At 31.4% G+C, this 13,262-nt stretch carries 13 protein-coding genes and 1 tRNA gene; 6 read left to right on the plus strand and 8 right to left on the minus strand.

The window, feature by feature from the left end; translation table 11 throughout:
- The first annotated feature begins 132 nt into the window (after window positions 1-132).
- Window positions 133-1,638 (plus strand): glutamate--tRNA ligase, encoded by a 1,506-nt coding sequence (gltX, locus tag QLS31_RS00735; RefSeq protein ID WP_282741807.1) that lies wholly within the window; start codon window positions 133-135, stop codon window positions 1,636-1,638.
- A 94-nt stretch (window positions 1,639-1,732) separates the two neighbouring features.
- On the opposite strand, the gene QLS31_RS00740 is transcribed toward gltX, so the two are convergent.
- Complete coding sequence (locus QLS31_RS00740) at window positions 1,733-2,374, minus strand: outer membrane beta-barrel protein (RefSeq protein WP_282741810.1); 642 nt, start codon at window positions 2,372-2,374, stop codon at window positions 1,733-1,735.
- 79 nt (window positions 2,375-2,453) lie between these two features.
- Between QLS31_RS00740 and QLS31_RS00745 the strand changes: the two genes are divergently transcribed.
- On the plus strand, window positions 2,454-3,443 hold the full coding sequence (locus tag QLS31_RS00745) for an SPFH domain-containing protein (protein WP_121343140.1): 990 nt from the start codon (window positions 2,454-2,456) through the stop codon (window positions 3,441-3,443).
- 27 nt (window positions 3,444-3,470) lie between these two features.
- Here QLS31_RS00745 and QLS31_RS00750 read toward each other — a convergent pair whose 3' ends face one another.
- The 4 genes from QLS31_RS00750 to QLS31_RS00765 all read right to left on the minus strand — a co-directional run bounded on the left by QLS31_RS00750 (window position 3,471) and on the right by QLS31_RS00765 (window position 6,877).
- Complete coding sequence (locus QLS31_RS00750) at window positions 3,471-3,725, minus strand: DUF6327 family protein (RefSeq protein ID WP_282713219.1); 255 nt, start codon at window positions 3,723-3,725, stop codon at window positions 3,471-3,473.
- A 3-nt stretch (window positions 3,726-3,728) separates the two neighbouring features.
- The gene (locus QLS31_RS00755) at window positions 3,729-4,079 is read right to left on the minus strand and encodes a phage holin family protein (protein WP_099713947.1); all 351 of its coding nucleotides are present in this window, start codon (window positions 4,077-4,079) and stop codon (window positions 3,729-3,731) included.
- 40 nt (window positions 4,080-4,119) lie between these two features.
- Complete coding sequence (locus QLS31_RS00760) at window positions 4,120-4,449, minus strand: YtxH domain-containing protein (protein WP_099713948.1); 330 nt, start codon at window positions 4,447-4,449, stop codon at window positions 4,120-4,122.
- Window positions 4,450-4,753: 304 nt separating this feature from the next.
- Complete coding sequence (locus QLS31_RS00765; protein ID WP_282741813.1) at window positions 4,754-6,877, minus strand: glutamine--tRNA ligase/YqeY domain fusion protein; 2,124 nt, start codon at window positions 6,875-6,877, stop codon at window positions 4,754-4,756.
- Window positions 6,878-7,001: 124 nt separating this feature from the next.
- Between QLS31_RS00765 and folB the strand changes: the two genes are divergently transcribed.
- Both folB and QLS31_RS00775 read left to right on the plus strand, forming a co-directional pair.
- A complete protein-coding gene (folB, locus tag QLS31_RS00770; RefSeq protein WP_099713950.1) occupies window positions 7,002-7,361 on the plus strand; it encodes a dihydroneopterin aldolase in 360 nt (119 codons plus the stop codon).
- A 104-nt stretch (window positions 7,362-7,465) separates the two neighbouring features.
- A tRNA-Cys gene (locus tag QLS31_RS00775) sits at window positions 7,466-7,536 on the plus strand.
- Between the two features lie 474 nt (window positions 7,537-8,010).
- Here QLS31_RS00775 and QLS31_RS00780 read toward each other — a convergent pair.
- From QLS31_RS00780 to rnr, 3 genes are read right to left on the minus strand one after another with little or no spacing between them, the layout of a single operon-like run.
- Window positions 8,011-8,688 carry a LysE family transporter gene (locus QLS31_RS00780; RefSeq protein WP_282741815.1) on the minus strand — a complete coding sequence of 226 codons (678 nt, stop codon included), beginning with the start codon at window positions 8,686-8,688 and terminating at the stop codon, window positions 8,011-8,013.
- Between the two features lie 41 nt (window positions 8,689-8,729).
- Entirely contained in the window at window positions 8,730-9,446 is a 717-nt protein-coding gene (locus QLS31_RS00785) for a head GIN domain-containing protein (RefSeq protein ID WP_282741818.1), read from the minus strand.
- A 5-nt stretch (window positions 9,447-9,451) separates the two neighbouring features.
- Window positions 9,452-11,644 (minus strand): ribonuclease R, encoded by a 2,193-nt coding sequence (gene rnr, locus QLS31_RS00790; protein WP_282741820.1) that lies wholly within the window; start codon window positions 11,642-11,644, stop codon window positions 9,452-9,454.
- A 118-nt stretch (window positions 11,645-11,762) separates the two neighbouring features.
- Here rnr and QLS31_RS00795 point away from each other — a divergent pair, with 118 nt between their 5' ends.
- Both QLS31_RS00795 and rpiB read left to right on the plus strand, forming a co-directional pair.
- Complete coding sequence (locus tag QLS31_RS00795) at window positions 11,763-11,996, plus strand: hypothetical protein (protein WP_099713953.1); 234 nt, start codon at window positions 11,763-11,765, stop codon at window positions 11,994-11,996.
- Between the two features lie 744 nt (window positions 11,997-12,740).
- The gene (gene rpiB / locus QLS31_RS00800; protein ID WP_099713954.1) at window positions 12,741-13,169 is read left to right on the plus strand and encodes a ribose 5-phosphate isomerase B; all 429 of its coding nucleotides are present in this window, start codon (window positions 12,741-12,743) and stop codon (window positions 13,167-13,169) included.
- Window positions 13,170-13,262: the final 93 nt, after the last annotated feature.

The following is a 13,262-nucleotide window of genomic DNA, read 5'->3' on the forward strand; positions in this document are numbered from 1 at the left end:
AACCAATAAAAGTAACAATTTATATGAATAAAGAAATGTTAAAAATCATCAAACTCATTAATCTTACATTATCTCATTTTCAGATAATAACATGAGAAATCGAATTTGTATCTTCGCAAAAAATTTACAGCAATGTCTAAACAAGTTCGGGTGCGTTTTGCACCAAGTCCAACTGGACCTTTACATATTGGCGGAGTTCGTACCGCATTATTCAATTATTTGTTTGCCAAAAAAAACAATGGTGTTTTCTTCCTGAGGATTGAAGATACGGATCAAAATCGTTTTGTTCCGGGTGCCGAAGAATATATCATGGAAGCGCTGGAATGGTTAGGAATTGCGCCAGATGAGACTATTGGTAAAAATGAAAAATTTGGTCCATACCGTCAAAGCGAAAGAAAAGATTTGTACCAACAATATGCTGCTGAATTAATCAATTCCGGAAATGCATATTATGCTTTTGATACAGCCGAAGCTTTAGATGCAGCAAGAAAACTAGAAGAAGAACAAGGAAAAACCTTTATATACAATCATACTAACAGAGAAAAACTGGACACTTCGTTAGTGATTTCTGCTGATGAAACTGCTAAAAGAATTGCTGCAGGAGAACATTATGTCATCCGTTTTAAAACTCCGGTGAATGAAACATTGCATTTGCATGACATTATTCGTGGTGATGTGAAATTTGAAACGAATCTTTTGGACGATAAAGTATTGTTCAAAAGTGACGGAATGCCAACCTATCATTTAGCTAATATTGTGGATGATCATTTAATGGAAACTTCGCATGTAATTCGTGGTGAGGAATGGTTGCCTTCTATGCCTTTGCACGTTTTATTGTACAGAGCATTTGGTTGGGAAGCACCGGAATTTGCACATTTACCATTGATTATGAAACCTGTTGGAAACGGAAAATTATCCAAACGTGATGGTGACAAGATGGGATTTCCAGTATTTCCATTGGATTGGAAAACCGCAGAAGGCGTTTCATCAGGTTACAGAGAAAAAGGATTTTTCCCGGAAGCCGTAATCAACTTTTTAGCGTTATTAGGTTGGAATGACGGAACAGATAAAGAATTATTCTCGCTGGAAGAATTAGTAAATTCTTTTGACCTGAACAGAGTTCATAAATCCGGAGCTAAATTTGATCCGGAAAAAAACAAATGGTTCAATCACCAGTATTTAATCAAGCAAGAAGATGCAACTTTAGCGAAAGCTTATGCTCCTATTTTGGCTGAAAAAGGATTTTCTGTTGATGAAAGTGTCTTAACAAAAGTGGTTTCTTTAATCAAAGAACGCGCGCATTTTGTTTCTGAATTTTGGGAAATGAGTGATTTCTTTTTTGTGGCTCCAACAGCGTATGATGAAAAAGCAAGCAAAAACTGGAAGGAAGAAACTCCGGCGTTAATGCAGGAATTAATTTCTGTTGTGGAGGAAATCACGGATTTCACTTCGATGAATATCGAAACGATTGTCAAAGACTGGATGACGAAAAATGAAATTGGAATGGGAAAAGTAATGCAACCGTTTCGTTTGAGTTTGGTTGGCGCGCTGAAAGGTCCTCACCTATTTGATATCGTTGAAGTAATTGGAAAAGACGAAACGATTAACAGAATTCAAAAAGCAATAGCAACTTTGTAGTTTTTAAACACAAAGTTATCCAAGAAAGGCTCAAAGTTCACTAGGTTTATTTAGTGAACTTTGAGCCTTCTACTTTATATTCTTATGTGATTAGCTACAAATAAATAATCAAATTCCCATTTAGTATTCCAGGATTTCCCTTGAAATATACTCCTAAATTCTTGTTGTTCAAGTTTTCAAGCATGTTATTGACACCATATTGATAGGAAACATTTGCTCTGAAATGACGAACACCAAACGTGATTCCAACCGTTGGATAAAAATTAAAATTTGAAATCTCTCTAATATCTTTGGCTAACAACGTTGTACCAGATATAACATTATTTTCATCTGCATTATCAATATTTAATTTTCCATTTACTTGAACAATGGGTCCAAACTCAATACTCAAATGATTTTCAACAAGTTTATAACTCACTTGTAAAGACACTTGAGCTGACGCCAATTTATAGTTAACATCTTCTTTAGCCAAAGTAAAAGTGTTTGTTACAACAGAAAAATTATTCTCGCTAAATTGAATGTTATACACCATGTCCCAATTATTATAGAAATTTCCCCGCATCGAAAGTCCAGCATTCCAACCCAATTCAGGTTTAGTTTGGAAATTATCAGTGTTCAAGGTAAATTGATTGACTCCAAAACTGATTCCTATCCTATTTGAATCCCTGTATTTATATTGGGAAAAGGCTGTTATGGAAATGAAAACAAAAAATAAAGTAAACGATATCTTTCTCATATAATTGAAATTTACAAAGACAAACCTAAAGTTTTTTTGTAAATTGTGAGATAATTTTTAACTAAAAACAAAAAATATTATGAATATTGCGTTAATTATCCTACTAGTCTTTGGGTTCTTTATTTTACTGTCTTCATTTTTTACGGTAAAACAACAAACAGCTGTTGTTGTAGAACGATTTGGAAAATTTTTAAGTATCAGACAATCCGGTTTGCATTTAAAAATTCCTTTGATAGATAGAATTGCAGGACGTGTGAATCTAAAAATTCAACAATTAGACGTTATCATTGAAACAAAAACTAAAGACAACGTTTTTGTTAAGCTTAAAGTTTCAGTTCAATTTATGGTTATTAAAGAGACCGTTTATGATGCTTTTTATAAACTGGAATATCCACACGATCAAATTACTTCTTATGTATTTGATGTCGTTCGTGCCGAAGTTCCTAAATTAAAATTGGATGATGTTTTTGAAAGAAAAGATGATATTGCCATTGCTGTAAAAAGAGAATTGAATGAAGCCATGACTACTTATGGATACACGATTATCAATACTTTGGTAACAGATATTGATCCGGATATTCAAGTGAAAAATGCCATGAATAGAATTAATGCTGCTGATAGAGAAAAAACGGTAGCTGAATTTGAAGCTGAAGCATCAAGAATTAGAATTGTAGCCAAAGCCGAAGCTGAAGCCGAAAGCAAAAGATTACAAGGACAAGGTATTGCGAACCAAAGAAGAGAAATTGCCAAAGGTTTAGTAGAAAGTGTAGATGTTTTGAACAGAGTTGGGATAAATTCTCAGGAAGCTTCGGCATTGATTGTAGTGACACAACATTATGATACACTGCAAGCTATTGGCGCTGACGCAAATTCAAATCTGATTTTATTGCCTAATTCTCCACAAGCTGGAAGTGATATGCTCAACAATATGATTGCTTCGTTCAGTGCTTCCAATCAAGTGGGTGAATTGATGAAAAAAAGAGGTGAAAAAGGAACTTCAAGAAGAGAAAAAAATATAGAAATTCCTGAAAAACCAGAAGCTCCAGAAAGCCCGGAAACAGAAGAATAATTTACTAGAATTCATAAAAAAAGAGGCTTAATTGCCTCTTTTTATTTTTTTAATCCATTTGATTATGTACGGTAATGCAATGTTTAAGATTGTTCCGTATGACCCTGAAAATGCAGATAAACCAGAACCAACAACTCCACTTACAAGATTCATTGGCGTTATGCTTTCTTTTGTTTTTTGAAAACCATAAGCCAATTTCTGATAACTGATTTCTTGTTCAATCTTTAAAATTTCAAGTTCCCTTTCAATTTGAGCATACGAAGAATATTTTTTGGTTTCCATAAGTTAGTCGTTAAAAAATATTTCTGAAAATTTCTCTAAAATTGGTCCTTCAACGATTTTATCTTTTATAGAAAATAAAATTCCTGTAATCACAAGATAAACTCCTCCAACGATTAAAAATCCCAAAGCGTAACTATCTAAAGCGATACCTATAGCTAACGCAGCGGCAACAGAACAAAACAATAAAACCATACTGAAACACAATAAAATCAATGAAAATTTTATGATCATCGTTGTTGATTTCATTGCAACCTTGAAACCCCACAATTTATAATACGCCACAGTACTTTCTAAATAAGCTTTGGCTTGTTCTTGAATGTTTTCTGTATTTTCTTTTAGTTCTTCAAAGGCCATGGATTTGTTTTTAGGATTTGATACAATAGGTAAATCAAAATTATTTTTGAAGTTTTGCGTTCTGCCTCTTTAGCTCCGCTAATTTTTCTTCTAAGAATGAAATTACATCTTCGGTCTTGTGACTCATATTTGAAACCAGTTCTTCATAAGTTTCTTCTAAATCAAATTTTGCACTTGTGAATTTATCTTTCAATTCTAAAGATGCATTGTCTAATTTATTTTTTAATTCACATTTAACATCATCAAAACCATCTTTAATTTTTCCTCTTGTTTTAGAACCTTTATCCGGAGCAAATAAAATTCCGATTCCAGCTCCAATAGCTGCTCCTGTCAAAAGAGCCAATAATGTATTTCCTGTATTATTCGACATGATTCTTAATTTTAAAAGTTTGTTTCATAAAGATACAAATTTATTAACAACTACCCGTTAACAACTCGTTAAAGTGTAATTTTACAAGACAAAAAGCAAATAAAAGCGAGCTGTTTAATGTTTATTTGGATTCCATATTGATTGTCCTTTGTTTTAAAAAACTGCCTTAAAATCAATTTATGAACCTCGTTTTTAATTGGAAATAATTATTAAAAATGCTTTTTTTATAAGAAATTACAATAATAAGAAAAGCCCTCTAAGAAGAGAGCTTTTAATTGATAAAATCTATAATTAATATTTTGAATTATATTTTAAGATCATTTAATAATTGTAACACTTTTTCGTTTTTCTCGTTCGTTTTTAATTCTGAAAGTTGCGTTTCGAAAAGGCTGAAATTATTCAAATCATTTTGCAAATTTTCAACAGCTAAAATTCTAACGGCTGCCATTTGACTTTTTAACGACATCGTGTATAATTTTGTCAAAGCTTCTTCTTCGATATCTTTTACTTGAACTTTATCTGAATGATGTAAAATTAAATTAGAAAACAACAAGGAGTTATTATCATTCTTGATATTTTTGACAATAGTCTGAATAATTAAACTGTAATTATCAATACTTTTTATGTTTTCAACAATGCTGTTTAAAATCAAACTCGCGTTGTTTTCATCCTTTTCTTTTACATATTTATTGATTTCTTTTTGAGTGTTCATCAATAAATTTTCCTCTTTTTTGCCTTTTTCTTCCCAAGCATCTTTCAATCCAACGGTTTTATTAAAGACAATTTTACCTTCGGTTGTATCTTTATCCACATTGAAATAACCCAAACGTTGAAACTGGAATTTCTCTCCAGATTGAACCGTTGCTAAACTTGGTTCTACAAATCCTTTTACAATTTGTAACGAACTTGGATTCATAAATTCCAAGAAATTTTTCTCTTTATGACTGTCTGGCGCTTCATCAATAAACAAGCGATCATAGAGACGAACTTCTGTTTCTAAAGCATGTTGAATAGAAACCCAGTGCAAGGTTCCAGCCACTTTCCTTTGACTGGCTTCACTCCCACTTCCGCTTCTGCTATCTTCGTCATACGTTACATGAATCTCCGTAATAGTTCCTGCAGCATCTTTTATAACACTTTCTCCTTTAATGATGTACGCATTTTTTAGACGTACTTCTCGGCCTAAACTCAATCGGAAAAACTTCGCCGGAGCATCTTCTAAAAAGTCTTCTCTTTCAATGTATAATTCTCTTGAAAAAGGAACTTTTCTAAATCCTGCACTTTCGTCTTCTTGATTATTTTCGGCTTCCAGCCATTCTTCTTTATCTTCCGGATAATTCGTAATTACTAATTTTATTGGATCTAAAACCGCCATAACTCTTGGAGCAGTTTTATTCAAATCTTCGCGCAAGCAAAATTCCAAAAGTGAAAAATCGATTATATTTTCTCTTTTGGCAACACCAATTATATCACAAAACTTACGAATAGAATTGGCTGTATACCCTCTTCTTCTTAATCCGGAAATCGTTGGCATTCTTGGATCATCCCAACCATTTACTATGTTTTCCTGTACCAATTGCAACAGTTTTCGCTTGCTCATTACGGTGTAATTCAAGTTCAAACGCGCAAATTCATATTGATGTGGTTTTACTTTTGAGTCATTAGACCCTGAACTTGATTCAGGGTAAATTTGGTCCAAAAACCAGTTGTATAATTCTCTGTGCATGACAAATTCTAACGTACAGATAGAATGTGAAATTTGTTCTATATAATCACTTTCTCCGTGTGCGAAATCATACATTGGATAGATTTTCCAATCGTTTCCTGTTCTGTGGTGATGACGGTGTAAAACACGATACATCAATGGATCACGCATCAACATATTAGTCGAAGTCATATCAATTTTAGCACGTAAAACATGGCTTCCTTCTTCAAAATCTCCATTTTTCATTCCTTCGAACAAAGTAAGATTTTCTTCGATAGAACGGTTTCTGTAAGGTCCATCAACTCCAGGTAGTGTAGGTGTTCCTTTTTGCGCAGCCATATCCTCTGAAGATTGACTGTCAATATAAGCTTTACCGTTTTTAATCATTTTTACAGCCCAATCATATAATTGTTGGAAGTAATCAGATGCATATCTTTCTTCAGCCCAATTGAAGCCCAACCATTGTAAATCTTCTTTTATGGCATCTACATATTCCTGCTCTTCTTTGGCAGGATTTGTATCGTCAAAACGTAAGTTAACTGGCGCATTGTACTTTAATCCCAATCCAAAATTCAAGCAAATCGATTTGGCATGACCTATGTGTAAATACCCATTAGGTTCTGGTGGAAAACGGAAACGTAATTTATCTTGGGGAAAACCGTTTGATAAACTGTCTTCTATGATTTGTTCTATAAAATGGAGTGATTTTTCTTCAGTTGACATTTTTTTGTTTTATTTTAGCAAAGGTAAAAAAGTTTAAGGTTTAATGTTTACTGTTTCCATAGAAACCTATGAAAAGTTAGTAATTCCGCTTTAAACTTTACGCTTTAAACAAAAAAATAAAATAATGGGAATCATAAAACTTAAAAATATAAGAACCTACTCCTACCATGGTTGTTTAATCGAGGAAGGAAAAATAGGGTCTGACTATACCGTAAATTTAGAAGTTAAGACTGATTTGAGAAAATCCAGTATAACGGATGATTTGAAAGATACTGTGGATTACGTGCTTTTAAATCGCATTGTAGTAGAAGAAATGGCTATTCGTTCGGACTTATTAGAACATGTTGCACACCGAATCATAACTCGAATTTTTGAGGAAATTCCTGAGGTTTCCAGAATTATTGTTGCAGTTTCTAAACTCAATCCTCCTATTGGTGGTGATGTTGAAGCAGTTACTATAGAAATGGAAGAATATAGAAGTTAAATAAGAAATGTTTGAAAAGGATAAAAAAATATTTTTTGAAACTTTTAAACTTTAAGCTTTTAAACTTTAAACTTTTTAAGTACTTTTGCCATCCGTTTAACAATGGCGTCGTGGCCGAGCGGCTAGGCTGGGCTCTGCAAAAGCTCCTACTCCGGTTCGAATCCGGACGATGCCTCTAAAACCTTCAAAGTAATTTGGAGGTTTTTTTATGTCTAATTTTTAAGAAAAATTAAATAAAGATATAGTTCGAATCCGCAGAAAAATCTAAAACCTTCAAAGTAATTTGGAGGTTTTTTTATGTCTAATTTTTAAGAAAAATTAAATAAAGATATAGTTCGAATCCGCAGAAAAATCTAAAACCTTCAAATTACTTTGGAGGTTTTTTTTATGTCTAATTTTTAAGAAAAATTAAATAAAAGTATAGTTCGAATCCGTAGAAAAATCTAAAACCTTAAAAGTAATTTAGAGGTTTTTTATGTCTAAATTATTAACCATTAAGAGATTAAGTTTCATTAAAATTTAGACTTAATTTTTCTTAATTCCTTAATGGTTAAAAAAAAAATGACTTAACTTTTTAAATATAAAAAAGCCCTGGCTCTAAATTAATTAGAATCAAGGCTTTTTTTATTATTATAGAAATTATATTCTTTTAATTATCAATCTTATCAAATGCTTTTTTAACCATTGCTTTTTCTTCTGGGAACCAACCTTGAGTTATTAAAACCATCCCAAAAACCATCATTACAATACTGATTCCTTTTTTGATTTTAAGAATGTTTACCGGTGTTAGTTTTGTTTTTAATTGCTTGGCTAATAATATTTTAATACAATCAATAAGTAAATAAGAAACCACCACTGATGTAAAAAAAGTTATCATTCTGAAGGTTTGCATTTCTAATTTTGGTCCTACTGAAATAATAATGGCTAACCAAAAACCAAGAACACCAATATTAATAATGTTTAACAAAAACCCTTTTATAAAAAGACTTAAATAGTTTTTTTTGACTATTTCCCTGTCAATAATATCAGTATTTATTTTTTCTTCTTTTTTTAATTGTATGAAGGAAATTATACCATAAACCAGCATCAATACACCTCCAAAAATAAAAAGTGCTGGTTGATCTTTTAAACTTTGAATCAACCTGTAACTTCCTAAATAAGCAATTCCAATAAAAACAATATCTCCTGAAACTACTCCTAAATCAAATACTAAAGCAGCTCTAAACCCTTTTATAATACTTGTTTCCAGTAAAATAAAAAAAACAGGACCAATCATAAAACTCAAGAAAATTCCCCAAGGAATACCAGATAAAATATCGTTTATCATTAAAAATTTAAATTTATTACCATAAAATCTAAACCAAAGTACTAATTTTTTTCTAAAATAGTACCGCCAATGAAAACTTCCTTATTAATCTGTTTTGGTTTACCGTAGATAAAAATAGAGCCTCCTGCTTTCACTTTTGCATCAACTAATGTAGTTGCATGAATTTCAGATTTTCCTCCGGCAGCAACGCTTATTGTTGTTTGTTTTGTATGTAAATCAATTGCTTTCAGAATTCCGCCTGAAATAATAACAACATCTTGATTTGTTGCTTTACCAGAAACATCAATTATTCCGCCGGCACTGGCTTTTATATTCACTTTATCAACATCAATTTCAATGTTAATCTCTGCTCCTGATTTTGCATTCAAATCTAACATAGTTTGTTTGAAATCAGTTTCACTTGATACATAACTTCCCTCACTGGCGCTGATACTTTCAATATTTTTAAAATATAATTTTATTGTAATATCATCTCCAGATAACAATTGTGGAAATGGCATTCTGATTTTCAATTCGCCATTTTTATTTACCGTTTCTACTTCATCTGCACGGTCTCCAGTGATAACTATTTTATTTTCTGAAGCTGAAATTAATTTTACATTGATTTTATCAAATACTTTTACTTCATCAAAATCTCCTAAGTTTCTGCTTACCTGAGCATTTGTAATTTGAGTTAACAATACAAAGGCAATAATCACTAATTTTTTACTCATATTTCTAATATTGCTTTTTTGGTATTCGTGAATCTTTGATTTCATTTTTTTTATTTAATTGGTTCTTCAATTCTTCTTAAAAAATTAAAATCCAGTTGTTTTTTAACTAAATCGGCATTTTTTACTTTAACGTAAATTTCATCTCCTAATTGTAATAATCTACCAGAAGTTGCGCCGGTTAGTGCATATTGTTTTTCATCAAAAGTGTAATAATCGTCTTTTATATCACGTATTCTACACATTCCTTCACATTTATTTTCGATGATTTCTACATAAATTCCCCATTCTGTCACACCAGAAATTACACCTAAAAATTCCTGATCCTGATGATCCTGCATGTATTTTACCTGCATGTATTTGATAGAATCACGCTCAGCATTGGTTGCTAAACCTTCCATTGTAGATGAATGCAAACATTTTGTTTCATACGTTTCTTCATCAGCTGATTTTCCTCCATCTAAATAATGTTGTAATAATCGATGCACCATTACATCGGGATAACGACGAATTGGTGATGTAAAATGAGAATAATATTCAAAAGCTAAACCGTAATGTCCTATATTATCGGTAGAATATTTGGCTTTACTCATACTTCTAATGGCAAGCGTATCAATTAAATTCTGTTCTTTTTTACCATTCACTTCTTCCATCAACGCATTCAATGATTTTGAAATATCACCTTTGTTTCGGAAATCAATTTTGTAACCAAACTTTGCAATTACCGTTTGCATGGCAATTAATTTATCTTCATTTGGTTCATCATGAATCCTGTAAATGAAGGTTTTCTTTTGTTTTCCAATATATTCTGCTACTTTTTTATTGGCCAAAAGCATGAATTCTTCAATCAAATGATTCGCATCTTTTGATATTTTAAAATAAACACCTTGAGGTTCTCCAGCTTCATCTAAATTGAATTTCACTTCTACTTTATCAAAAGAAATCGCTCCATCAGCCATTCTTCTTTTTCTGAAAATCTTAGCTAATTCATCCATTTTTAGCGTCGCAGCAACAATTGCTGCTGAAACTTGATACGAACTTCCAGTTATAGAAATTTCTTCCGGAATCACATCGTCCTTCGTTTCTATGATGTATTGCGCTTCCTCGTAAGAGAATCTTTGATCTGAATAAATTACTGTTCTACCAAACCATTGATTCACAACTTGAGATTTTTCGGTAATTTCGAATATAGCCGAAAACGTATATTTTTCTTCATTTGGACGCAATGAACACGCAAAATTTGATAATACTTCCGGTAACATTGGCACTACTCTATCCACTAAATAAACCGATGTCGCTCTTTGATAGGCTTCATCATCTAGGATTGTTCCTTCTTGAAGATAATGGGAAACATCGGCAATGTGAATACCGATTTCGTAATTACCATTTTCTAATTTTTTAAATGATAAAGCATCATCAAAATCCTTTGCATCTTTTGGATCAATGGTAAAAGTCAATGTATCGCGCATATCGCGACGCTTGGCAATTTCACTTTCCTCTATGGAAGTATCAATTTTTTGTGCAAACGTTTCTACTTCAATAGGAAACTCTGATGGTAATCCGTATTCAGCAAGAATAGCGTGAATTTCTGTATCGTGTTCTCCTGGTTTACCTAAAACTTTTATTACGGAACCAAAAGGACTATCGGCTCTGGCTGGCCAATCTTCGATATGAACCAAAACTACATCGCCTTGCTCCGCCTCGCCTATTTTATCCTTTGGAATAAAAATATCAGTATACATTTTTGGATTTGCAGTAGAAACAAAAGCAAAATTAGCTTGAATGTCAATTACACCAACAAAGTCAGTTTTATTTCTTTCAATGACTTCAATGACTTCACCTTCAGGTCTTTTCCCTTTTCTTCTATTGTAAACATAGACTTTGACAATATCTTTGTCTAAAGCATGGTTCAAATTATTGGTAGGAATAAAAACATCTTCTTCTAAATCTGGACAAACAAAATAAGCTGTTTTACGTCCTGTCATGTCAATTTTACCTTCGTAATAGTCTTTGCTTATTGCTTTTACTAAATATTTTCCAGGTTCAGATTCTATAATTTTATTTTGAGAAGCCAGAATCTTCAAATCTTTTATAATTTGATTTCTGCTTTGGGTATCATCGAGTTCCAGCTTTGCTCCTATTTGTTTATAATTGAATGCTTTATTAGCACTTTGCGATAATATTTTTAATATTTTATCAGAGTAGTCTTTCTCTTTTTTTATCGGCTTTCTTAATCTTTTACTCATATATCTTTTCTTAAAAGTTTAAAATTACAAAATACTTAACTGTTTTCGGTAAAGAGCTAACAGTTTTAAAGAAAATATAACTTTAAAGAATAGTTGTATCTTTATAAAAACAATTAAAATGGAAGACTTTCAAACAATTGCGATTTTTAATTATTCACATGAAATTGTAGTGCTGAAGCATTTATTGGAACAAGAAAAAATTAATTATTTTTTTGAAAACGAAACCTTAGTTTCAGTTGATCCATTTGGGAGTTTTGCCTACGGTGGAATCAAACTTAAAATTCACATCAATGATTTTGAAAAAGTGCAAGAATTTCTTGATGACTTGAATAACAATCTAAAAATAGTTTAAAGGAAATTAGAACAGTAAAATCTATTTTTTGAATTTTAATTTTTTCAAAGTTGTCAACATATATTTAAATAAACAAAAAGAAAAATTAAATTTAAATTCTTTCTTGGTTGTTATTATAGTGTGTTAATAGTGGCAATAAATTTATTTTAAAATGTATTGAAATCAAGTTAAAAGATGTTATACGGACTTATCAACATAGTTATTTTATACTAAAGTCTTCGTTTTAAAGTCTTTTCTAATTTTAATTAACAATGGTTAATAATCTAAAAAGAATTGATTTTGTAAATAAGTACTTTTCTAAAATTTGTTGATAAACTACTTTTTAATATTGATAACTATTCTAAAAATTCAACGAACTTAATTTGGATTTCTAATATGGGTTTTGGATTACTTATTTTTTAGATACAACCATAAAAAACTTCTAATATTCTATCTAAAGTTATGAACATTGTATGTTAATTTAAAGTTAACTGAATATCAAGCAATTGCGTTTTGCTATTAACAATGTAAATTTTTAACATTTTAAATATAAAATCCACATTGATTTACAGCTATTTATAGATTTATTGGAATTGTTCATAACCGCTAATATGATAGCAATCTGATAGTTATAAAATATCCTGTTAACTTATATTTTTACTGACTTATATCAATTGTAATAATCAATTAAAGAAGCGAAATTTAAATTCTGCAAAACTAGATTTCTTTATTTAAATTTGCACCACACAACTTAATACATATAAGATGAAAATCTCCATAGGAAATGATCACGCAGGACCAGATTACAAAAAAGCAATTGTTGAAATGCTTAAAGCAAAAGGACATGAGGTAACTAATTACGGAACAGATTCAGCAGACAGTGTGGACTATCCTGATTTTGGTCATCCGGTTGCGACCGATGTTGCTGAGGGAAAAGCTGATTTTGGAATCGTTATTTGCGGAAGCGGAAACGGAATTTCTATGACAGTGAATAAACAGTCTAAAGTTCGCGCTGCTTTATGTTGGATGAAAGAAATTGCAGTTTTGGCGCGTCAACACAATGATGCGAATATTATTAGTATTCCCGCTCGTTTTACTTCAATTCCACAAGCAGTAGAAATGGTAGAAGCGTTTTTAAACACCGAATTTGAAGGTGGAAGACACCAAAATAGAGTAGATAAAATTTCTTGTTAGAAATTTTTATTGACTGAATTTACATTAATTCAGTCAGTGCGTTGACTGAATTTACATTAATTTAGTCAACGTATTGACTGAATTACTATTTTT

The sequence above is a fragment of the Flavobacterium sp. XS2P24 genome (assembly GCF_030010285.1).
GTDB classification, from domain to species: domain Bacteria; phylum Bacteroidota; class Bacteroidia; order Flavobacteriales; family Flavobacteriaceae; genus Flavobacterium; species Flavobacterium algoritolerans.

Excerpts from the sequence above, each read along its gene's own strand:
- rnr (WP_282741820.1), bottom strand. The coding sequence starts at position 11,644 with ATGAGTAAAAGATTAAGAAAGCCGATAAAAAAAGAGAAAGACTACTCT.
- QLS31_RS00780 (WP_282741815.1), bottom strand. The coding sequence starts at position 8,688 with ATGATAAACGATATTTTATCTGGTATTCCTTGGGGAATTTTCTTGAGT.
- QLS31_RS00745 (WP_121343140.1), top strand. The coding sequence starts at position 2,454 with ATGAATATTGCGTTAATTATCCTACTAGTCTTTGGGTTCTTTATTTTA.
- rpiB (WP_099713954.1), top strand. The coding sequence starts at position 12,741 with ATGAAAATCTCCATAGGAAATGATCACGCAGGACCAGATTACAAAAAA.
- QLS31_RS00795 (WP_099713953.1), top strand. The coding sequence starts at position 11,763 with ATGGAAGACTTTCAAACAATTGCGATTTTTAATTATTCACATGAAATT.
- QLS31_RS00755 (WP_099713947.1), bottom strand. The coding sequence starts at position 4,079 with ATGGCCTTTGAAGAACTAAAAGAAAATACAGAAAACATTCAAGAACAA.
- folB (WP_099713950.1), top strand. The coding sequence starts at position 7,002 with ATGGGAATCATAAAACTTAAAAATATAAGAACCTACTCCTACCATGGT.
- QLS31_RS00740 (WP_282741810.1), bottom strand. The coding sequence starts at position 2,374 with ATGAGAAAGATATCGTTTACTTTATTTTTTGTTTTCATTTCCATAACA.
- QLS31_RS00750 (WP_282713219.1), bottom strand. The coding sequence starts at position 3,725 with ATGGAAACCAAAAAATATTCTTCGTATGCTCAAATTGAAAGGGAACTT.
- QLS31_RS00765 (WP_282741813.1), bottom strand. The coding sequence starts at position 6,877 with ATGTCAACTGAAGAAAAATCACTCCATTTTATAGAACAAATCATAGAA.
- QLS31_RS00760 (WP_099713948.1), bottom strand. The coding sequence starts at position 4,449 with ATGTCGAATAATACAGGAAATACATTATTGGCTCTTTTGACAGGAGCA.
- gltX (WP_282741807.1), top strand. The coding sequence starts at position 133 with ATGTCTAAACAAGTTCGGGTGCGTTTTGCACCAAGTCCAACTGGACCT.
- QLS31_RS00785 (WP_282741818.1), bottom strand. The coding sequence starts at position 9,446 with ATGAAATCAAAGATTCACGAATACCAAAAAAGCAATATTAGAAATATG.